This is a genomic window from Shouchella miscanthi, assembly GCF_007725405.1.
In the GTDB taxonomy this organism is placed as follows: Bacteria; Bacillota; Bacilli; order Bacillales; family Bacillaceae_D; genus Shouchella; species Shouchella hunanensis.
Genome location: NZ_CP042163.1, coordinates 3,320,460 through 3,339,303 on the forward strand (window position 1 = coordinate 3,320,460; position 18,844 = coordinate 3,339,303).

Annotated in this window: 39 protein-coding genes; 1 reads left to right on the top strand and 38 read right to left on the bottom strand. The window is 40.6% G+C overall.

The features are described 5' to 3' along the window. Nucleotides 1–8 precede the first annotated feature (8 nt). The 28 genes from FPV17_RS16870 to FPV17_RS22545 form a co-directional block, all read right to left on the bottom strand. Nucleotides 9–1,286, bottom strand: a complete 1,278-nt coding sequence (locus FPV17_RS16870) for a PBSX family phage terminase large subunit (RefSeq protein WP_144558524.1) — start codon at nt 1,284–1,286, stop codon at nt 9–11. Next, entirely contained in the window at nt 1,273–2,079 is an 807-nt protein-coding gene (terS, locus tag FPV17_RS16875; protein WP_144558523.1) for a phage terminase small subunit, read from the bottom strand. The genes FPV17_RS16870 and terS overlap by 14 nt, the downstream gene beginning before the upstream one ends. A gap of 36 nt (nt 2,080–2,115) precedes the next feature. Then, nucleotides 2,116–2,439, bottom strand: a complete 324-nt coding sequence (locus FPV17_RS16880; protein ID WP_144558522.1) for a hypothetical protein — start codon at nt 2,437–2,439, stop codon at nt 2,116–2,118. A gap of 41 nt (nt 2,440–2,480) precedes the next feature. Beyond that, nucleotides 2,481–2,675, bottom strand: a complete 195-nt coding sequence (locus FPV17_RS16885; protein ID WP_144558521.1) for a hypothetical protein — start codon at nt 2,673–2,675, stop codon at nt 2,481–2,483. Between the two features lie 30 nt (nt 2,676–2,705). Next, nucleotides 2,706–3,083, bottom strand: coding sequence for a hypothetical protein (locus FPV17_RS16890; RefSeq protein WP_144558520.1), 378 nt, complete (start codon nt 3,081–3,083; stop codon nt 2,706–2,708). 65 nt (nt 3,084–3,148) lie between these two features. After that, on the bottom strand, nt 3,149–3,556 hold the full coding sequence (locus tag FPV17_RS16895) for a hypothetical protein (RefSeq protein WP_144558519.1): 408 nt from the start codon (nt 3,554–3,556) through the stop codon (nt 3,149–3,151). A 218-nt stretch (nt 3,557–3,774) separates the two neighbouring features. Then, complete coding sequence (locus tag FPV17_RS16900) at nt 3,775–4,110, bottom strand: RyR domain-containing protein (protein ID WP_144558518.1); 336 nt, start codon at nt 4,108–4,110, stop codon at nt 3,775–3,777. A 515-nt stretch (nt 4,111–4,625) separates the two neighbouring features. Continuing rightward, complete coding sequence (locus FPV17_RS16905) at nt 4,626–5,066, bottom strand: DUF722 domain-containing protein (protein ID WP_144558517.1); 441 nt, start codon at nt 5,064–5,066, stop codon at nt 4,626–4,628. A gap of 14 nt (nt 5,067–5,080) precedes the next feature. Continuing rightward, nucleotides 5,081–5,794: an HNH endonuclease gene (locus FPV17_RS16910; protein WP_144558516.1), complete on the bottom strand. Its 714-nt coding sequence runs from the start codon at nt 5,792–5,794 to the stop codon at nt 5,081–5,083. A 16-nt stretch (nt 5,795–5,810) separates the two neighbouring features. After that, the gene (locus FPV17_RS16915) at nt 5,811–6,152 is read right to left on the bottom strand and encodes a hypothetical protein (RefSeq protein WP_144558515.1); all 342 of its coding nucleotides are present in this window, start codon (nt 6,150–6,152) and stop codon (nt 5,811–5,813) included. Next, entirely contained in the window at nt 6,145–6,348 is a 204-nt protein-coding gene (locus FPV17_RS16920) for a hypothetical protein (RefSeq protein ID WP_144558514.1), read from the bottom strand. The genes FPV17_RS16915 and FPV17_RS16920 overlap by 8 nt, the downstream gene beginning before the upstream one ends. Further along, nucleotides 6,345–6,779, bottom strand: coding sequence for a DUF1064 domain-containing protein (locus FPV17_RS16925; RefSeq protein WP_144558513.1), 435 nt, complete (start codon nt 6,777–6,779; stop codon nt 6,345–6,347). The genes FPV17_RS16920 and FPV17_RS16925 overlap by 4 nt, the downstream gene beginning before the upstream one ends. A gap of 102 nt (nt 6,780–6,881) precedes the next feature. Then, the gene (locus tag FPV17_RS22635) at nt 6,882–7,133 is read right to left on the bottom strand and encodes a DUF8096 family protein (protein WP_496196953.1); all 252 of its coding nucleotides are present in this window, start codon (nt 7,131–7,133) and stop codon (nt 6,882–6,884) included. After that, nucleotides 7,061–7,636 (bottom strand): dUTP diphosphatase, encoded by a 576-nt coding sequence (locus tag FPV17_RS16930; protein WP_144558512.1) that lies wholly within the window; start codon nt 7,634–7,636, stop codon nt 7,061–7,063. The genes FPV17_RS22635 and FPV17_RS16930 overlap by 73 nt, the downstream gene beginning before the upstream one ends. 9 nt (nt 7,637–7,645) lie before the next feature. Continuing rightward, nucleotides 7,646–7,795 carry a hypothetical protein gene (locus tag FPV17_RS22050; protein ID WP_186370640.1) on the bottom strand — a complete coding sequence of 50 codons (150 nt, stop codon included), beginning with the start codon at nt 7,793–7,795 and terminating at the stop codon, nt 7,646–7,648. Next, complete coding sequence (locus FPV17_RS16935) at nt 7,789–8,352, bottom strand: hypothetical protein (protein WP_186370641.1); 564 nt, start codon at nt 8,350–8,352, stop codon at nt 7,789–7,791. The genes FPV17_RS22050 and FPV17_RS16935 overlap by 7 nt, the downstream gene beginning before the upstream one ends. Nucleotides 8,353–8,367: 15 nt before the next feature. Beyond that, complete coding sequence (gene ssb / locus FPV17_RS16940; protein ID WP_144558511.1) at nt 8,368–8,796, bottom strand: single-stranded DNA-binding protein; 429 nt, start codon at nt 8,794–8,796, stop codon at nt 8,368–8,370. Continuing rightward, nucleotides 8,786–9,316 (bottom strand): HNH endonuclease, encoded by a 531-nt coding sequence (locus FPV17_RS16945; RefSeq protein ID WP_144558510.1) that lies wholly within the window; start codon nt 9,314–9,316, stop codon nt 8,786–8,788. Before FPV17_RS16945 ends, ssb begins: the two co-directional genes overlap by 11 nt. Further along, a complete protein-coding gene (locus FPV17_RS16950) occupies nt 9,317–9,496 on the bottom strand; it encodes a hypothetical protein (protein WP_144558509.1) in 180 nt (59 codons plus the stop codon). Continuing rightward, nucleotides 9,477–9,650, bottom strand: a complete 174-nt coding sequence (locus FPV17_RS22540; RefSeq protein WP_367614612.1) for a DUF6011 domain-containing protein — start codon at nt 9,648–9,650, stop codon at nt 9,477–9,479. The genes FPV17_RS16950 and FPV17_RS22540 overlap by 20 nt, the downstream gene beginning before the upstream one ends. Continuing rightward, nucleotides 9,643–9,798, bottom strand: coding sequence for a hypothetical protein (locus FPV17_RS22055; protein WP_186370642.1), 156 nt, complete (start codon nt 9,796–9,798; stop codon nt 9,643–9,645). The genes FPV17_RS22540 and FPV17_RS22055 overlap by 8 nt, the downstream gene beginning before the upstream one ends. Continuing rightward, nucleotides 9,786–10,244 carry an HNH endonuclease signature motif containing protein gene (locus FPV17_RS16955; protein WP_144559572.1) on the bottom strand — a complete coding sequence of 153 codons (459 nt, stop codon included), beginning with the start codon at nt 10,242–10,244 and terminating at the stop codon, nt 9,786–9,788. Before FPV17_RS16955 ends, FPV17_RS22055 begins: the two co-directional genes overlap by 13 nt. Nucleotides 10,245–10,246: 2 nt before the next feature. Further along, nucleotides 10,247–10,924, bottom strand: coding sequence for a sigma-70 family RNA polymerase sigma factor (locus FPV17_RS16960; protein ID WP_144559574.1), 678 nt, complete (start codon nt 10,922–10,924; stop codon nt 10,247–10,249). Then, nucleotides 10,921–11,190 (bottom strand): hypothetical protein, encoded by a 270-nt coding sequence (locus FPV17_RS16965; RefSeq protein WP_144559576.1) that lies wholly within the window; start codon nt 11,188–11,190, stop codon nt 10,921–10,923. Before FPV17_RS16965 ends, FPV17_RS16960 begins: the two co-directional genes overlap by 4 nt. Before the next feature lie 154 nt (nt 11,191–11,344). Next, nucleotides 11,345–12,181: an ATP-binding protein gene (locus FPV17_RS16970; RefSeq protein ID WP_246117055.1), complete on the bottom strand. Its 837-nt coding sequence runs from the start codon at nt 12,179–12,181 to the stop codon at nt 11,345–11,347. Continuing rightward, nucleotides 12,114–12,899 carry a replication protein gene (locus tag FPV17_RS16975; RefSeq protein ID WP_144559577.1) on the bottom strand — a complete coding sequence of 262 codons (786 nt, stop codon included), beginning with the start codon at nt 12,897–12,899 and terminating at the stop codon, nt 12,114–12,116. The genes FPV17_RS16970 and FPV17_RS16975 overlap by 68 nt, the downstream gene beginning before the upstream one ends. A gap of 99 nt (nt 12,900–12,998) precedes the next feature. Further along, nucleotides 12,999–13,754, bottom strand: a complete 756-nt coding sequence (locus tag FPV17_RS16980; RefSeq protein ID WP_144559579.1) for a Rha family transcriptional regulator — start codon at nt 13,752–13,754, stop codon at nt 12,999–13,001. Between the two features lie 138 nt (nt 13,755–13,892). Then, nucleotides 13,893–14,093: a helix-turn-helix domain-containing protein gene (locus FPV17_RS22545; protein WP_055737401.1), complete on the bottom strand. Its 201-nt coding sequence runs from the start codon at nt 14,091–14,093 to the stop codon at nt 13,893–13,895. Between the two features lie 171 nt (nt 14,094–14,264). On the opposite strand from FPV17_RS22545, the gene FPV17_RS16990 reads away from it, so the two are divergent. After that, nucleotides 14,265–14,486: a helix-turn-helix domain-containing protein gene (locus FPV17_RS16990; protein ID WP_055737400.1), complete on the top strand. Its 222-nt coding sequence runs from the start codon at nt 14,265–14,267 to the stop codon at nt 14,484–14,486. Between the two features lie 307 nt (nt 14,487–14,793). On the opposite strand, the gene FPV17_RS22060 is transcribed toward FPV17_RS16990, so the two are convergent. From FPV17_RS22060 to FPV17_RS17035, 10 genes are all read right to left on the bottom strand, one after another. Next, nucleotides 14,794–14,970 (bottom strand): hypothetical protein, encoded by a 177-nt coding sequence (locus FPV17_RS22060; RefSeq protein ID WP_186370643.1) that lies wholly within the window; start codon nt 14,968–14,970, stop codon nt 14,794–14,796. Nucleotides 14,971–15,201: 231 nt separating this feature from the next. Continuing rightward, nucleotides 15,202–15,426 (bottom strand): hypothetical protein, encoded by a 225-nt coding sequence (locus FPV17_RS16995; RefSeq protein WP_144559581.1) that lies wholly within the window; start codon nt 15,424–15,426, stop codon nt 15,202–15,204. Nucleotides 15,427–15,453: 27 nt separating this feature from the next. Further along, the gene (locus tag FPV17_RS17000; protein WP_144558499.1) at nt 15,454–15,639 is read right to left on the bottom strand and encodes a hypothetical protein; all 186 of its coding nucleotides are present in this window, start codon (nt 15,637–15,639) and stop codon (nt 15,454–15,456) included. A 12-nt stretch (nt 15,640–15,651) separates the two neighbouring features. Beyond that, nucleotides 15,652–15,927 (bottom strand): DUF7352 domain-containing protein, encoded by a 276-nt coding sequence (locus tag FPV17_RS17005; RefSeq protein WP_144558498.1) that lies wholly within the window; start codon nt 15,925–15,927, stop codon nt 15,652–15,654. Nucleotides 15,928–15,953: 26 nt separating this feature from the next. Further along, nucleotides 15,954–16,232: a hypothetical protein gene (locus FPV17_RS17010; protein WP_144558497.1), complete on the bottom strand. Its 279-nt coding sequence runs from the start codon at nt 16,230–16,232 to the stop codon at nt 15,954–15,956. A gap of 24 nt (nt 16,233–16,256) precedes the next feature. Beyond that, the gene (locus FPV17_RS17015) at nt 16,257–16,445 is read right to left on the bottom strand and encodes a hypothetical protein (RefSeq protein WP_144558496.1); all 189 of its coding nucleotides are present in this window, start codon (nt 16,443–16,445) and stop codon (nt 16,257–16,259) included. Between the two features lie 48 nt (nt 16,446–16,493). Then, nucleotides 16,494–16,766, bottom strand: coding sequence for a hypothetical protein (locus FPV17_RS17020; protein WP_144558495.1), 273 nt, complete (start codon nt 16,764–16,766; stop codon nt 16,494–16,496). A 187-nt stretch (nt 16,767–16,953) separates the two neighbouring features. Then, entirely contained in the window at nt 16,954–17,316 is a 363-nt protein-coding gene (locus FPV17_RS17025; RefSeq protein WP_144558494.1) for a hypothetical protein, read from the bottom strand. Between the two features lie 197 nt (nt 17,317–17,513). Continuing rightward, nucleotides 17,514–18,068, bottom strand: a complete 555-nt coding sequence (locus FPV17_RS17030) for a host-nuclease inhibitor Gam family protein (protein WP_144558493.1) — start codon at nt 18,066–18,068, stop codon at nt 17,514–17,516. An 82-nt stretch (nt 18,069–18,150) separates the two neighbouring features. Further along, complete coding sequence (locus tag FPV17_RS17035; RefSeq protein ID WP_144558492.1) at nt 18,151–18,828, bottom strand: Rad52/Rad22 family DNA repair protein; 678 nt, start codon at nt 18,826–18,828, stop codon at nt 18,151–18,153. Nucleotides 18,829–18,844 lie beyond the last annotated feature (16 nt).

Sequence of the window (18,844 nt, forward strand, 5' to 3'; positions counted from 1 at the left end):
GTCACCTCCTACCAAGGGTTTGTTGAACTTAACCCCGCTTTCTTTGCAAATATAATGGTGTTCACAAAATAACGATCACCGTCCATATGATGATCGTTTTGCTTGATTGGTTTATCTTCGCCGCGTTTAGCCGCTTTCTGATCCCACGTATAGGAGCTGAACTCCTTAAATGTTTCAATGCAACAGTCGTTGTAGAGAATGAGCATACGGTTCAGCGCGCTTGCTACGTTCTGTATACCGTTCGCTACATCGTTCTTTGCGTCTTGCACCCTAAAGCTATCTCTTTTAAGCTGAGCCTTAAAACTAGCAGCAGAGGGATCGACAATGACAGAGGATATGCGATAACCATTTGTAAACTCTTTTAGATCACGGCTATACTCAACGTCCGTCTTCTGTTTGCCTTTCTCGCGACCATCGTAGTGGTATTCTTTCACCTTATACCACGTGTTCTTTTCCTTGCCCCACAATCCAAATGTCGTAGGGTTCTGCGTTCCGTAGTCAATCGATACATAAAACTGCGAATAGCGCCGTTCCTCTGTAGGTACGACGTGATAATCTTTATTAAACATGTCATAGATAACGCCCTCAGCGAGTACCCATAGACCTAAGATATAGCGCTTATAGAATATGCCCGTGTACATCCGCTTGTATCGCTCTTTAATCGCTTTTGAGAGCGAAAGGTTATCATCCATCGTAAAGTGTAAATGTAGCAGTCTTTTTTCGTGCTTAAGATCAAGAAACTTCGTTTTGAACCAATGATGCGGTCCAGCAGGATTGCAGTTATACCACATCTTCGACCCGTCCACCGAACAACGCGCGGTTGCTTGGTTAACAAATGATTCAGGCATGAGCGCGACCTCATCAAAGAACATACCCGCAAGGGTAATACCTTGGATTAAGTCTTGACTACTTTCATCCTTACCACCAAAGATATAGAAGTAATTTGCCTTACCTCTGAATGTAATGGACAAATAGTTATCTGCGCGGTGATCCTTAACGTGATAGCCCCTAGACTTGAGCATTCGCTTTAACGGTGTAATAACGTTCCGTCTAAGCGCTCCTATCGTCTTACCAGACATGCCAAGGTTTTCCTCGTTGAATGTCTCCATTGCCCACATAATGTACGAGAGAGACATGACAACCGTCTTACCCGCTCGGACTGAACCATCACATATGATGCCATCGTTATCTTTAAAAGGCGATGCATCTTGCCACCATGTTAATACCTTGAGTTGCTTCGTGCTGAACGGTTTAAATTTAAACAGCGCAGGTTTAAGCTTCTTCATCGTTCCACACCTGCTCACTAGCGCCCTTTATCGCATCCATAAAGCCGTCATCTTCGTACTCTTCTTCATCATTAGAGAGGAGACTGACTTCCGCTTTTGTCTTGTTAACGTTAAGCTGCAACTGTTCTAACTTGAGTCTGCGAGTATCATCTTCATGTGCCATATCGTTAAACTGTTTAATGGATGAGCGTAACTCTGCAATAGCTCTAGACTGCGCGCTCAAGAAGTTTGCTTGCTTATCCCATGCATATTGATTGTCGTATTGAAGCTCTTCTGCAAAAGCAACCTTTACCAAGTTACCTTCTGAATCGACTTTCAAGCCACCCTTAACTTTCGTGAGCGCCCTTGTAGAATCATTGGCATCGTTCACCCACATAATCTTTTGAGAACGCAAAATTGCGGCGTATTGTATTTGTATCTGATCCCACAAAAGATCAACAGGGTTTGCATCTTCAAGCATACCGATGATCTCCAATGTTTCTTTTGGCATGTAACGAGAAAAAAGCCCGTGCTTTAGCGCGGCACTGTTCCGTTCGGTAAATTGATTTTGTGGATTGGGATTACCACTCCGATTCTGTTGTTTCTTTCTTGATTTATCTGGTGCGCTCTTTTTAGTAACGCTCCCTTTGCCATTAGTAACGTTACCATTGCGCTCCCATTCATCATGGCTCTTCCATTTGCGTATCTGAGACGGGGAACAACCTAACTCCTCCGCTATCTCTTTCAACGGCTTCTTTGTCTCTTTCCATATCTCATACGCTTCGTCTCTTCTTGGATCTCTCTGTCTAGCCATCTACATACACCTCTGCCCCCTTCTTTGCTGATCTATTTAAATAATGCCACTATACAAACCTACCGGCTTTGTATATCTATCATCGTTAACCAATAAGCGAATAAATTCATCTTTGTGTTCCAGATAGAACTCGCGCTCTTTATCGGTCATAGGTACAGACTCCGCTAAGTACTTCTTATCTAATCGTCTTGCAGTCAGCTTTATCCGCTCTCCATCCTCGAATTTTATCGTTTCAACTGAGAATTGAATTGCACTGTTTTCCATTACCACAGATGCAGCAGGTGCCGCCCAATCTACACATGGTGTACCTACAACTCCACCAGTTTTATACCCTTTATAAACTCCATAACAATTCATCATTTCACCCCTCAATTTTCATAATAAAAAAGCAGCCCCTCGGACTACTTTGCGTGGTATTTCATGTATCTCGCTTCTAAAGCTTGCGTTACGGCTACTGTCTCACCCTCTGTGATGGTCTTGTTCTTGATCTTAGGCAGAATCGTATGTAGCCATTGCGCGAATTCCCTGTCTTGTTTCATGCGTTCCGCTTCAAGCTCAATGATTACGTTTAAATCAGGTATCTTCTTTTTCTTCACAACCGCTCACCTCTTTTTCCATATCTTACATTATTCCCGATCTAGCGACAATAAGGCTCTTGTGATACTTTCTATAGCTTGCTCTTCAAACACACAACCGCCCCCTATATCTTCTTTATCCTTGTTGATAGGCATAGTGTGTATGTGTAATAACTCATGTACTAACGTATGCTCCATGTCATTGAGAGGAAATCCATCTGAGCCGTTCCAATCCATCGGATCTAGTATTTTAATTGCCGCTTCTCTCGACTCGTAAAGAGCATGTATTTCACCAGCGCGACCAGTAACTTCAAATTCAACCAGCCGTTTTATCTTAGCTGTGATGATCCAATCCCTCAGTCTAAGTTTTCCTTGCCAGTATTCTAAACGCTCTTGCAACTGTTCTTGCGTCAATATGACCTCTTCCACCTAAACCCCTCCTCTTTAACACACAAAAAGAGAACCGCCTCGTAAGGTAGTCCTCTTTTCAGGTATCACATTCTGACTTTCTGAACAATTCTATTAGATATTTGAACAATTCTGTTACTCGCGTTTATTTGTTTGTCTTTTTCAACCTCAAATTTTTCAGAATCTGTCTTGATGTTAACTGTATCAAGAGTATCAGACATACCTTGAGTAGCGTCGACAAACTGCCTATAAGCTTCGATTAGCTCATTGTGCTCTTGTTTCAATTCAATGGGAGCTTCAAGCCTCTTTAAATCCTTAAACTGATTTTCAAATTCCATTATACCTTCTTTATAAATCTCTTTCACTGCTATAACTTCACTTAACCCTTTCGGTTCAGCAGTTTTAAACTTTTCGCTTGTAGCGGTCATCCTTTGTCCTATTGCCGCAACAGCAAGCATGTATTTCTTAATAGCTTGGTTTAATTTAACTTTCAATACAAAAACCCCCTTTCCGCACTATTCGACATCAAAGAGGATTATCCTGTTATTTTTTCACACACCCTGCCCCATACGTACAAAACATTCTTGTCTTTTCCTCTGTCTCGTATATCTTCTGGGCAAATACGCATTTTACGCAATCTTTATTGGGATCGATCTTCTTCATGTTTATTCTCCTTAAGAGCGAATATAAAAAGACGTCCGCTAGGACGCCTTTACTTAGCTGAATCGACTACCGCCTTGAATAAGTAGTCCTTTACACGTTGTTCTTTCGGTAACTCGCTATAAGCGACGAAACAAGGATGCTCTTTCTTCTCTGGATCTTTTATAGCTCCATACTTCCATCCGTTCTCTTGTTTATCTTTCATCCAGTTCTCATGGGATTGTTCTGGCGTCACATCATTTTCTAAGTGAAAACAAACGCCATTGATTGCACTATCCTTTTGCCACTGCGGAGCTTCCTCCCATTTCGGTTGGCTCTGATCTCCTGTTGCTTGACAATAGGCACGATTGACTTCATGCGCTGTTTTCGCTATTTGTTCTATGTTCATTTAATTCATCTCCTTTTAATATAAAAAGCGCATACGGCTATTAAGCTCGTACACGCTTCTTTTTTGTTTGTTCATCGGGTTAGGATTTGCACCTAACAAAGTATAGGATAGGCGTGACATCAGACGCCTCGTTTTACTGCTATGGGTAGGTGTACGGTTACTCAAAAGAGCAAAGGACACGACTTTCCACCTCTATTCGGCTGTGTTCCTACCTTACTTACTGATCCCCGAATAGCTCTCCTATACCTGATTAACGTCTACCTATTCCGTCACCGATGTGTAGTTTTTCACGCTTGCGTAAGCAAGACCACTGGAGTGAGGGGCTTATCTTGCTTACGGTACGTGATATTATAGGTTTGCACTCCACGTGAGGCATGGACAGCCCAATCTTTGTGCGCATTACACGCCTCTAGCCCCAATATGGAGTGCGGAATAAGTTATATCGTATTGGGTATTATCCCATACTTACATATTACTATGGATTTAGGGTCGAAAACTGCAAACTTACTGCAAACTTACACCCATCCAATTATGTGCCCTATTTCTTCTAACACTTTTTTTCGGTAATAATGACATGTTCTTTCACTCACATTTATCATGTCAGCAACTTGAATTGCAGAATAATTTTTTCCGCTCCAATATTTAACCCTCACAAATTTCATTTGATTTTTATCTAACCCGTTATATACCCTTTCGATCGCATCAGCTATCTCTTCATAATTTCTAAGTTTACGATCTTCAACAAGACGGGTTGCAATTCGCTCTGTTTGTCGCGAAATTGCTCGTACGCTGTTTACCCCCTTCCCTTGGTTTTCATCTACATATTCTTGATAAGGGTAAAGCAATTCCATTCTGCGCTTTTCTATTTCTTTCACGATATGAGGGTATTGGTATAACTCAGCCTCCACATGTTTTAACCTTGAATTATAAGCTTTTCTTTCTGCGATTGCTGTCATTAAGAACCCCCCTATTATTCGTTGATACGTGCATCTTTAGCCATCTTCTTTAGTAACCAATACGATTGTTCACTCTTATGCTCTTCCGCATGACAAGCGGCGCACAGAAGCACAATGTTACTCTCTACATGAAGTCCACCTTTTGAAAATCGTTCTTTATGATGAAAATGCAATCTGTTTTCACTAAAACATTTAGTGCACTTGTTACGATCACGCTTCCTAACTTCGTTTTTTATAAATTCTGGTATAGTGCGTTCTGCTTCAAACCCTTTTGTTCTCCTGCCTAGGTACATTCTTAATCGATGTATTTCATTTTTCGTGATCATGAGATCACTTATATATCTATCCGCAATCCAATTTGGCACTTTTTTACGACGCTCGTATCTCTTAAGTTCGTCCGCAAATATTCCAATCCGATGACTCATTTTGTTAGTGTTATAGCCTCGTAACATTCGAAACCCTTGTATCTCTGCCCCGGTGTATTCTAGTTCATCTGGTTGTCTCTGATTTTGTGCAGCTTTATAGTTAGTGAGTGTCTGCCGTTCTTCATGAACTATAGCAACCCCTTTATTCTCAGTGACGTAATCCCAATATTCTTGAATACTGATGTTATAATGGCCTAAGAAGTCTGTTAGGGAGATTGAGCCTTTTGGGTTGCGTCTCATGCTTCTAAATTCTTCTACAGTCAGCTCTTCAAATGGTTTTTCTATGAAATCGACTTTACTCATGCACTCTCCCCTTTTCTTAACCGGTTTCGTTCTGCCACCTCAATATGCTTTGTAACAGGCTTGCTTCGGTTCGTGTGTTGTTCATGCTGTCTAGCCCTGCCTTATACATTTCTCTAGCTATATCACGCTTAAAACGAAGTTCTGCTATGTCTTTTTGCCCCTTTGCTAATTCAAGAATGAGTGTAGCCGGGTACTTTCGATCATCTTTTAACCTCAAGATCTCCTGCCTTAACGCAATCTTGTATGCTTTTTCCGTTTCTGCTTTATCTTTCGCTAGATTAAAGATCTTTTTACTGGTCACATCTAGCCTCTGCTGCACCTCTCGCATTGACTGGATGACGCTTTGTAAATCACTCATATAAAGCTGCTAAGGTTTTATACCGATCATCCTGCTCCATCCACCAAAGAACATCCCAAGCCTCTAATAAAATTCGGTATGATTCCGGTAATGAAATTGGATTAGTTGATGCATACCCTTCAGCAAGAAGTCTTAACTGTTTAATATAGCGGTTGTCTATTCCTCTTATCGAAAGATCATACTCAAAACTATTCATTTCCTCACCCAACCCTTTTTATTGTTCTTCTGCCAGACAACCAACTCTATGCCCATTACGCTCTCAAACATCTTCTTAACGAGTGGAAAGCGTTCATTTGCGTATCCTTTTACGTCAATGACTTCCTCTTTGCCATCTTTATAAGTCACTTTGAAATCTGCAGTATACTTCCATGGCTGGCGCATCCTCTTACCTGTGCCGCTACACAACGTGCATTTGTTCATTCTGAGCGTTTTTTTATTCTCGACCTTCCCATTACCCTCACATCGGTAACACGGCACAGAAAAGGCGCTCAAGAGCGTGTACTGCGGTTGTAATTCAATTGCTTTTACGTTCTCGTCTGACCTTAGCAGGAGATAGAACTCACCTTCTGCCTTGGAGTCGAATTCATTTCCGTAGTAGCTTGTCTTTCTGCTTTTTATCTTTGCCATTGCGCCGCTCCTCTCTTCCCATTAGAGCAAGAGCAATGGAACAATATACAATCACTGCTGCTAGTAATATAAATGAGCTAATAAATATCTTTGGTAAATGGATCACACTTCTTGCTCCTCTCCGCATCCCTTACAGGTTCTTGTCCACTCGCTTTTCGCCACTCTCAGCTTGAATCTTCCATCACCACATTCACACCGTCCATGTCTCATTCTGACCTCCGGCTCAGGAGCAGGACCCTCTCTCTGCTCCCTTACCGCATCAGACCATTTAGGTTTCACCATTAATAGCCGTTTGCTTGCCGTTCGTGGTTGATTTTGTTCTTGTCTAAGTAGGCTTGTTCGATCTCTTCCCATGTGAATCCAAGACTTTCTCCTATCACCAAGAAGATATTTAACATGCTTTTGAAATTTCCGACCGTATTGTAAGCACTAAAGTCACCGACCTTATCAAACATACGTAAGAAATAGTTGGTCACATTTTCTTGATCTTTTGCATCATCATGGTAGAAATAAATGTTATCCACTAATCCATTTAATTCAGGATCTATGACAGAATTCCCTATACTCAATACAAAGTGCAGGCAGTCTACATACTCTTCGAGGAGTGGATTATAAGGTGCTGGATATGCACCTAGTTTTAATTCTGGGTCACTGTATTTCATTCTCGGTGCAAAAGTTCTCGCCTTCTGATTCTCGCTCCAAAACTTAAACCCTCTCCACTCGTTGGCGCACTCTCCTAGCTCTACTAGAAGGGCTAGGATGCGTTCAGGCAAAAGATCTTTGCCTTGGAGTTCTTTCTTTTCAATGATTGCCTCGTCTAGTTCTTTTTGTATTTGAAACAGCTTTGTTAGATTCATAAGCGCCTCCTAAAATATAATGGTTACTGCCATTGCCGCTATTGCTACACATGTCACCAAGCTATATGTTCGTTTGTCTTCTTCGTGTTTTTCTCCGATTGTTCCGAGTCCAAATATTACGATCATGATTGCTAAAATGATTTGAAATGTAATTAACATTGTTTCATCTCCTGTCTATTCCACCTACGGCCGTATTTCTCTTCGACTTCTCTGCGGTAGTTGGAGTATTCATCTCTCATACGTTCATACTGCGACCGTTCATAACTGATACGACGATTCATATAATTTACAAAGTCGGGATCATTGCCGTTAAATAACTTCTCCGCTTCTCTAGCTAGTGATCGAATCATGCTATCTTTTAACACCTGTTCATCAATTAAAAGTTCCTGTTTGCGCGCTCTCTTTTTGCACCACCCATGCACATAAACTCCAATGCCCGGCGGTATCTCATCCTTTACCTTGTCAAAAAGCTCCTCGGTCATAACGTAATAGTTTAAGTGACCGACAAAAGTCTTTTTTGCTTTGCTTCTAAAATCCGCAACAGACACTTTAATTTCATAACAACGCCAAACACCTTTTGTGTCGTAAGTCATGTAATCCACGCGCTCTTTGCCAAACCAGCCAATTGTTACCTCGAAGCCACCAAAAGTCCCTTGCTTGATAGTCGCTTTGTATATGGCCCTTTCAAGTTGAAGGGTTAATTCTGTCTTAGCCACAGCATTCACCCTTTCTTAAAATGGTAAATCATCCGAACTAATATCAATCGAACCGTCATTTGCAAACGGATCGTTGTCGTACTTACCGTTATTGTTATTCGTGTTATTGCCTCCACCTTGGCTATTCCTCGGCTCTAGGAACTGCACCGACTCTGCGACTACCTCAGTCACAAAAACCCTCTTCCCCTCGTTGTTGTCGTAGCTGCGCGTCTGTATTCTGCCATCCACACCCGCTAGGCTTCCTTTCTTGAGGAAGTTAGCAACGTTCTCTGCTGGTTTGCGCCATATAACACAGTTGATAAAATCTGCTCCTCTTTCTCCTTGTTGATTAGAAAATGGTCGATTTACGGCAATTGTAAAGTTCGCTACAGCCGTTCCATTAGCCAAAAATTTAAGCTCAGGATCGCGCGTAAGGCGACCAACTAAAATTACTCTATTGAGCATTGTTATTATCCTCCTTTAAATTTAGATAGCTTATTTTGTTATAAACAGACCTTCTTGAAATCCCTAAAAGACGCGAAATTTCTGTCGGTTTCTTGCCCATGAGAAAGAATTGCTTTAACTGTTCATCCACATCTTTATAGAAAGGGTGATCTTTCCGATCCTTATATCGTTGCCTTGCTTTTTTGGATATCTTTTTTCTTGTCTCTTCGGATCTTTTCAATCCTGTATGATGCATAACTGTATGATCCGTATGATTCATCACTTCTAGGTTAGTCAGTCGATTATCGTGCTTAATTTCGTTCAAGTGGTGTACAACTTCATCACTTTTTAAATAACGCCCTAAATGATGTTCCATTATAACCCTGTGTTCCATAACATAGCCTGATACATCACCATTTGGATGGGTTTTAATTAACAGTACAACGTAACCCATTCTGGTTCTTTTTCTTCCAGTTATGTCGTGGATGTCTTTCCCGATAGTAATGGAGTAAAAGGTCTGCTTTTCAATAGGCAAACCCATCTATACTCGCTCCTTTATGATTAACAGAGCTTTTTGCTCGTCGTCTGCGATCTCGTCATGTCCGTCTGTAAGTACTTTTACCGCCACTGTTCCATTAGCCTGACGCGCCAACCTAGCTACTATGCTGATGCCTTTGTATATGTCTGCTGTGTTGTCGCCGTTATGTTGTATCGTTAACATGTTCTTCATTGCCTCCTAATAGTGTTATTAGATCCATAGATTGCATGTACCTGACTTTCTCAGCGCAAACTCTTCCGTACCCGATCATTTGGCTTTCTGGACTCATTAGCTTGCGCTGGCACCTTTTACAATGCGTATAAGGAGCTTCACTCATGGGTTACTCCCTCCCAATCGGACAGAGGCTTTCTCACCCTGCCCGGTATTTTATCTTTCGCTACATTTCGTTCCGTTTCTCCCTCTGCGTATATCTGGATGACTAACAATCGCTCTTCGCCTTCTCGATGGTACGTTAACCACCGCATTTTTCTTGCTCCGCTATCATGAATTTTTCGAATGCTTCATGCGTTGCGTTCGGTATTAACCCTTCTTTGTAAAGGTCGAATCGATCTGCCCAATACCATTTCCCGAAGCGAGATTCTAGCTCTTCTCGCCAATAATCGGCATGTGATCGGTCTTGATGGCATTTCTTATGCAGTGATTCAACCAACGGCACAAGGTTGCGCCATGATCCTCTACCGCCTTGACTCCTAAACTTTACGTGGTGCATTTCTATCGCTGTGTGACCTGTCATTGCACATCCGTCGCCCCAGTATTCCATTGCCTTCTCGTAATCCTTTTTGCATATCTGCCCTCTCGTTTTACGCGATGGAATCTTAACGCCTTTGAATTGCTGCATCTTCTTGCTTTTCTTTGGCCGCTTCTCCTTAAACTTAGGAACAGGGTTGAACTGTTGCGATAGGTCTTGCATCGTTACACCTCCGCGTATTCTTGCCATGATTTAGCTATCTTTTTTCGCAATATCCGTCCAACATGAGCTTGTGTTATTCCGAATATCTCAGCAATTTCACTTTGAGTGTGCTCTTGTAAATAAAGCTTGAGCATTTGCCTGTCTTTATAATTTAATTTTGAGAAAAACTCTTCGACGAAAACTTGTGTTTCGTCTAATGGCGCCGATTCAAGGTAATCTTCTATTCTTCTCCCTTTTTGATTTTTAATCTGCTTATCACTAGATACAAAAGATTGATTTATGCAAATTATCGCTTGTTCAACCAAATCTTTTTTCGCTCCAATTAAAAAACTCAGTTCATCAACCGTTTTAGATTCATAATTCGGTATCTTCTTAATACTCAACAAACTCTCTTTAACCGTTCTGGGCACATGAATCTTTATGTTTGTATCTCGAAATGCTTTTAAAATTTCAAACGTAGCATTATTAAAGGCATGTGATCCGAATGACTTCCCGAATTTTTCATCATACGAATGGTAGCCCTTAGTAAACCCTATAGCACTAATGTTGTAGACATCGGCAAATTCCATCCCGTATGCCTTTGCTTGGTTAAATCTTTTAAGGGCAGCTATTTTCACGTACTTCTCATACTTATCAAAGGCTTGGTCAATATCTAGCCACTCTCCATTTATCTCTTTCATTGGAAGAACGGCCTTTCTCGCTCTTTTAATATTCCTCTATCTACAAAATCAGCAGCTAGAATAAAAACATCTACCCAGAATCGATTGAAGTGCTCGGCAATGTCCATGACTCCTCTGCCTTCCTTCCACAGCTTTTTAAACTCTCGCTTTTCTTCAGGTGTCCATAGATAGTTGAACTGGATACCCGCCACATAAGCGCCCTCTTTTAAGCTAATCTTTTGCTCTGCCCACGTTCTATTGGGCAAGTGCTGTTCGTTCTTCATCACGAAGCCTCGCCTCCAATTCTGCTAGTTGTTTCATACGTCTTGGTCGTGTTTCGTTAAGATAATGCTGATATTTGTAATCTGACTCTTCACAGGTGCAGGGGGTTATTAACCATCCCCCTGGTATGTTTTTACCTACTGTACATTTACACATGGTTTATGCCTCCAAATCTTTCGCAAAATTTATTAAACGCTCTTTCGCAAGCTCTTTTCGATAGCTCGTTGCTTTATTTTCAATCGTGATACACATTTCACTTAGCCGATCCACTGAACGTCCACCGATCTTCTCATGCAGTTCAGATGGCTTTAAATTACTTGTATAGAAAATTGGGCGCTTCTTACGATAACGGTGGTCTATGATGCCAAAGAACGTCTCTTCCACCCATTCCGTTACTTTTTCAGCCCCTATATCATCTAGCACAAGCAAATCGCATGTTACCAATGCCCTTATTACTTCGTCGTATTTAAAATTGCTCTTGTCACCAAACGTGCTCTTGAGCTTGTCCAACATGTCCTTTGTCGTTTGGAAAACAACCGTATGTCCTTTACTATTTAATTCATTTGCCACTGCTGCAGCTATATGACTTTTACCGTTGCCGTAGCTACCCCAGATTCCTAAAGATGTACCGCCGAACTCTTCAAACTCATTCACGTATTTCCGCGCCGCTTTAAATGGCTTTTCCGTTCCTGATCGATGAATGAAGCTTTCAAACGTTGAATTGGCGAATTTCTCACCCATAGTCGAGATATTAAACAAACGCTTAGTTGTTTTATCCTGCACGAATCGCTCTCTCTTAATCTCTTCTTCTTTCATTTTGCGAGTCACACACTCACACACTGGCTGAACAATCTTTGTTCGATTAAGAATCTCAACCTTCATTTGCGGGATAAACTCTCCACAATGGGGGCATTCAGCCCCACCGTCTTTAGAGGGAAAGTTCGTCGTATTCTGCTCCATCACTTGGCTTATTGCCCTTGCTGTTGCCTGAATCAACCTTAACGCCTCCTTTTCTAGACCAAGACTTTATTGTGAAGTAGTGGCTTTTGTATCTTCTTCCTGTACTGCCTATATAATCGTTAAGCCTAATCATTAGATCTCTTGTTATATCTTTTCCAAGATCATCAACGAGTTTGTTAAGTTCGGATTCCGTAAGTTTGACGAAGTCAAAATAGAGATTTTTCTTTTCTTCTTCTTTTTGTTCTTCTTTTTGTTCTTCTTTTTCTTCTTCTTTTTCTTTTTCTTCTTCTTGTTGAATTTTTTCCGACGTATCGTGGTACGTATCGTTGAAAGCCTTGCTATACGTATCGTAGATGGATTTTAGCTTCTGATTTTCAATTGAATCACTTACATACTCGATCAACGTTTTATCTTTGACTTGAGATAGCTCTTTTTTGACGCAATCCTCAACTGGCTTACCTCCGCGATTAAGGTTATATTTCCCCCAGTTTTTTATAGCGATCTCTTTCGTTAGATCGTTGTATTTAATTAACTTGTGATGGTTGATAAAGCGATCAAACAGAGACTTGATACTCTCTGGCGAATAACCAATCTCGAAAGCCGCAACCTTTTTCATAAGCTCATAGATGCCTGTTTGAGTTGTATGTTTGTTTGTAAGCAGATATAGGAAGAACAGCTTGTCCTCTGGTGTAAGTTCCTCAGTCACTTTAGGATCATCCCAAAATTTTGTTTGTACCTGTCTGAATTTAGCCATTTGTAACTCCCCTTAAAAAATAGTTGCTATTTGCTAAAAAGTTGTACTAACAGCAAGCCTTTTATGGTATACTGTTAGTACCTAATATTTGATACGGAATTAACTAGCCTCTGTTGCCGCAGTGGCTTTTTTTCTGTCTTCTAACGCTTCAATGCCGCGCTTTTTCATAATTTCATGGATGAATAATCTGCCTTGCTGAGTCCAATGTGTGTTAGGTCTTGAGTTACCGCCATCATCAATGTGTGTATGAGACTTGGTATAGCCCTTGTTCATATGCTTGTTGTATAAAACCCACTGCTTACCAACCTTACGTTGTACACCCTCTTCATGGAGGATCTTGTTAAGTGCTTTTGCACTTAGTCCGTAATCCGCCGCTATTTGCGTTACAAGCATCGTTCCAGATGACTTAAGTATTTGGTCAACGTAGTCTGCTTTCTCTTCGTATTCAGCCGCAAGAAGCTCTAACTGCTGTTTCTCCTCATGTTCTTTGATCCACGCTTTCGCTCTTGCTACTGGATCATTAATCATGTAAGACGGTTGTGCGACACTTAGAAGCTTGTCCCTCATTTCATTGAAGGCATTTATATAAGTCTCTTTAAAGCGACTAGCATCTTTCCCTGTGTATCCCATGACAAGAAAAGCAAATCCATCTTGAGAAATGTAATACTTTTGGTACTCTCTGCCTCGCTCGTTCGTGTAAGTTGACTCTCCAAAATTGGCGAGTGAAAATTCTTTGCTGCATTCAAGGTTTCTAATATCCCTCAAAACTTTATCGTGAGTTTTCCCGAACCTCTCAGCGACAGTCAAACTATCAGTTACTACTCTGTGATTGTTAATAAAAACAAGTTCATTCATAGTCAATTCCTCCTTTTTGTTTTTAAGGAAAGCTCCTGCTGCTCGTTTCGTATTAGCTCCGAAGCTGCAATCCCATTGAGAACAGCTTCATCGCTACAACTTGTCCACTTAACCACCTCCTCGGAAGTGATCTTATAATCAATCTAGGGAAATGAGCTCAGCCATTTCACAATTAAGAGCTTCGCAAACTTTCTCCGCGACAGGTATGTTAATTCTCGATACCTGATTCAACTTCCAACTGTGTAGTGTTGGTCTACTAACTCCCGATATTGAACTTAGTTCACTAATGGACTTGATTTCTGCTTTGGACATCATTTCTTCCAAGTTGAAACGAGCCATTCTTTCACCTCCTGTTGTAGATAATTATATTTCACTTTACCATTATTGTAAAGCTTCAATTACAATATAGTAAAATAAGACTATCATTTTAGGTAAATCACTTGCATAAAAAGCTCTTTTGGTTTAACATATTTGTAAAGCTAGATAACATATTTGGAAGGGAGGATTACAATGCGAAAAGTGCAATTCCATCTTCACGTTCTTATGGGCAAGAACAGAATCAAAAGCATAAACGATCTTGCAAAGAAGACTGGCATTAGTCGTCCTACTCTTACGAAGATCTACGACAACAACACAACAAGAGTAGATTTTGAAACAATACAAACCTTATGTGACTTTTTTGACTGCAAGCTCTCCGACCTTATGAGCATGGAAGGAGATACGGAAAATTAAATGTTTAGGTCCAGTTGCGAAATTAATCTAACTGGAAGGAGGGGCGCGCACGGTAATGTGATCAGCTCCTTTTTAGTATGTAATGAGACGTTTCGACAAATGGCGCGTTCGACCTTTTAGCCAGATGTTAAGTACGTATGTTCGGTTTCGAAACGTGCTGAAAGGAGAGTTTGACTCCCCTTATAGCTAATGTCGGATCAATGCTTTTGCTATGCTAGACTCTATACATCTTCCTATTACTCGACTTTCTAACGTAGTTAAAGGAAACTTATCGCGACTTCTTTTTATAATTTTATTTCTCTGCCTTTTATTCACGCTCATCCCCCTCGTAGTCCTCATTAATAATTAGCTTAATAAAGCCATCTGGTTTTTCATCAAGGTATTTAATTAATTCATCAACCGTACTCGAGTTATATTTCTCTTCATCCGCTTTATCTTGTAGAAATGAAATTAAAGCTGCTAGATCTGAATAATACAATTTCATACATTTTCCCTCCCAAGTGTGATACTCCCCACAGAGGGGAGCGTTAATCAGCATCAAATCCTTTTAACACAGCAATGTTATGCCAGACTACCTTCATAACTTCACTAGATGATCCAATTACTTGATGCGCTTTAGAATTACAGGTCTTGCATATAAACCATTTAAAGTTTCTAATACTGTCGGTATGCTGCATTTCACTTGAGCACTTGTAACAGATCATCCCTCTTCCTCCTATACCTGAAAGTAACTTAGTTTCACTGGCACATTTACCCACGACTTGTACAACTGATCGTTAACATAGATGTCATACTGAGTATGAACATGATCCTCATAATCAAGAGTTGAGTTTTTGATTTCCGTTACAATTAAACCACTCTTACCGTTAGCTAACTTTCCAACAAAGTAACACTCATCATCCATGTATCTTCCTGATTCAATGCCTAATATTTCGCTCATAGTGATTCCTCCTATACAGTAGTAGCCTTACTCGTAATCCGCTAAATTCCTGTAAACGCCGTTCTCTTCATAACCGAACCACATGTAGCATTCACTCATGAACCACTCTTGCATATCTTTTTTAATTTGCTCCAGAGTTGGCTCTGTACTGTATGTCTGTACCTTCTCTACTTTGGTGCCATCTACTTCAAAATTAAATTTAACTTCATGCATCCGTTTCCCCTCCTATAGCTTCTCGCAAAATACGTGAGCCACGAACGTGTCATTATCAAACATTACAGTTCCTATAAAATCCATATAACTTGCTGTATCAAGTAATGGATTCCCTGTCGTTCCGATTACGACTGTATAATCATCCATTTCTTTTACTTCTGGATCGACTATAGCCCATAGAACTAACTGATCTTTCTGATTGGCAACTGATAAAACTTTTGCCCCTTCTGGCAATTCCAAATTTTGTGTAAGAACCAATTTCAAGTTATATTTAAATATTGATTTCAAACGTTTTCCCTCCTATATAGGCAGTATCATCGTTCTATAAGTACGCAATCCTCTTCAAGTACTCTAAATACTTCGGTTTCATCTACTCCGCAACATATTACATTAAGCACTTTTTTTATCTCGTCATGATTGACTGGTTTGCCACTAATTTCAATTGGCGTTTCAACCCACGTATTAGATTCAAGAGCACCTATTACTTTGTGCACATACCATTCGTTCGCTACTCCGTATCTTTGCTGTTCGATCTTTACGTAATCACCAAAATCAATATCATTTGTTTTTCGATTACCTTTAAATGCTGACATGCTTATCCTCCTAGTGGCAGTAGCCTAATTGTTTATTCCTAAAAACTCACGTAATTCCGTTTGACTCTTACCAGTTGGATAAGCAGTTGTAGCGCTCATTTTTACAAGTGTCGATACAGCTTCATAATGTTCCTGTTCCATAGCTAACAAGTGAACTTCTCCATTGATTTCTAATACCGCTGTCACCTGTGAATCTTTTAAGTTTGTCGTCATAAGATCCTCCTAATAGCCTAATTGTTTAGTAACTCCGATTCCCTTTGCTTATTTAATAATCCGGTCGTAAATATGATGTGCATCATAAAACCAATGTGTTTCATGGCCCGTCTTCTCGCACTTTAAAACAGCGGTCACTTTATGAGGTTTTGATCCAGCAATAAGGTAACCTTTGTACGTGCCCCACTCATATGGTTTGCCGACAATTTTCTTTGCCATTTCAACCTCTGTATCTCTCAAATCATTTCTTAATCGTTGATGATAAGCTAATATTTTTACAGCCTCTGCAAGATCATCTATACGATCATTTAAGGCGACCATGTTTAATCCTCCTTATCGCTGTTTGGTCATACTGCGAATTACCATCCGTATTCTTCTGGATTAATAATTCCGAGTTCAATGTCACTAACACATTCCTCGCATATGCCAGTTTCTCGTTCTAATTCACGTTCGCAAATTTCACAATAAATTACAGCCATTTAAATTCCTCCCCTACAGTTTATGGATACTACTTGTTCTTTGAAATCAATCGTAAATCTGTTGGTCTAATAGTTTCACGGACAACCTTATCTACTTGGTGGTCGCCTACGTATTGCTTGTGTTCATCCGTCACATTTACAAACCCGATATACAAACGGTTGATAAAATCCTGCTGCTCTTCCATCCGCTCTAACATGCCGCTAATGTATACGGCTTGATCGACATTCTCTTGCATGGCGTGCTTTGCTAGATCGCTGTTGCTCCAATCAGAAGGCGTAAAGGGTTTAGGGTACTTATGACACCCCTTCTCTATTTGTTCTCTACGAACGGCTTCTCTGTACTCATGCGCCTCTTTATAAAATGGATGTTCCAAGTGCTGTTTAAGATCCACGTTTATCCCCCATCTGCTTTAAAGCATTGCGTATGTCGTTGTGTAGGCTGTCAGGTATGTGTGACAGCCATTCTTGTAAAGCCTGTTGTGTATCGCTCATATGCTTAACCACCCAATGGCTAAAATCGCTCCTAGCCCTATGCAAATGATTCTATCTACCAACAACTGAGCGTTTGTGATTTCCTTTGATTTAGCACTCATTTGATCACCTCAAGACTAAATTTGTCAGGGCGTGGCGTTACTTCTACACCGGGTATCTGTTCGCCGTTCTCGTCGATCAGTACACCGTTTATAACCTTGGCCGCTTTCTTAATAGCTGACCAGTCAGTCGATTCTTTCACCTTGACCATTTCGTTAGCTTTGGCATATTTAAAGAGCATGTCCTCGTCTTTCGTAAATTCAGGCTGTTGTTTAACCATTTTCAGCTTCACATTCGGTAGTTCAATGGATTTCTTTTTCAGCCCACCTTCCAATTGCTCTCGAAGGAAAAACTCTAATCGATGCGTGTAAAATTGCTCGGATTCCAGATAAGGTCTTTTAGCCTCTTCTGCCCACTCTTTCAAGCGATTCTCCTTGTTTTTGAGAGCTTCCAATTGACTGTCGAGCATATCTTGAATCTCTTGTTGCTTACCTTTGTGGTACATGATGCGAGCGTCAGCTACCAATGCATCCTCCATATTTGATACGGTAAAGTCCTCAGCCTGCTCACCATCGTTTAAAATTGCTTCAACCTGCTTCTGTAATTCAGTCATATTAATTCCTCCATTATTTGAAAAGTGTGTTATAATTGGACTAACCTTTTTATGTTAGAGCGCTTTCGTGGTTGTGAGCGCTCTATTTTTGTTTTTCATCTATCTTCCTCTGTAAAAAATCATTAATTTTTTCGTAAGAGTGACCTTCATCAATTTTGTCATTAAAGAATTTTTCAAAGCCATCCTTTGTGCCAGCTAACGTTTCCCACTTAGCTTCTAGATCAATAACAGATAATTCCTGATAGTGACTTGGGGTAGGATTATTGTTTGGTTGATTATTACTCGGTAACGCCCATGCAGGTAATGTAGGTGCATCCCATCGACCTGTTATTTCATCATTACCTTTGCCTGATTTAATATAAAATTGACCTTTGTCTTTTATATCCACCCAATACTCATCAAGATTGTAAAGGTAACGACCAATACCAAACTGTACAGCCGCTCGTTTCATAGCCCCACTGAAACCGCCTTTGGTACTCTCGATATTCGTTTCATCAGAAGCATCCCATTTCGTGACCCACTCACCGCCAATTTTGACTGTGATACCGCACATAACGCCTTTTTGTCTCCACTCAACATATTCGTTTTTCCACCCACCTACGCCGAACACTTCATCTAAACGATTCATGATAGCTCGGTTCGTCACATATGCCATTACAGTTGCTTTCGGCCCTTTTTTTGTCTTCATTGCTCTCTGCACCCGCCACTCAATATCTTCTGCTTTAAACGGCATTTGGAGCTGTTCCATAATGTTATCCATGTGTTTCACCTCCTCT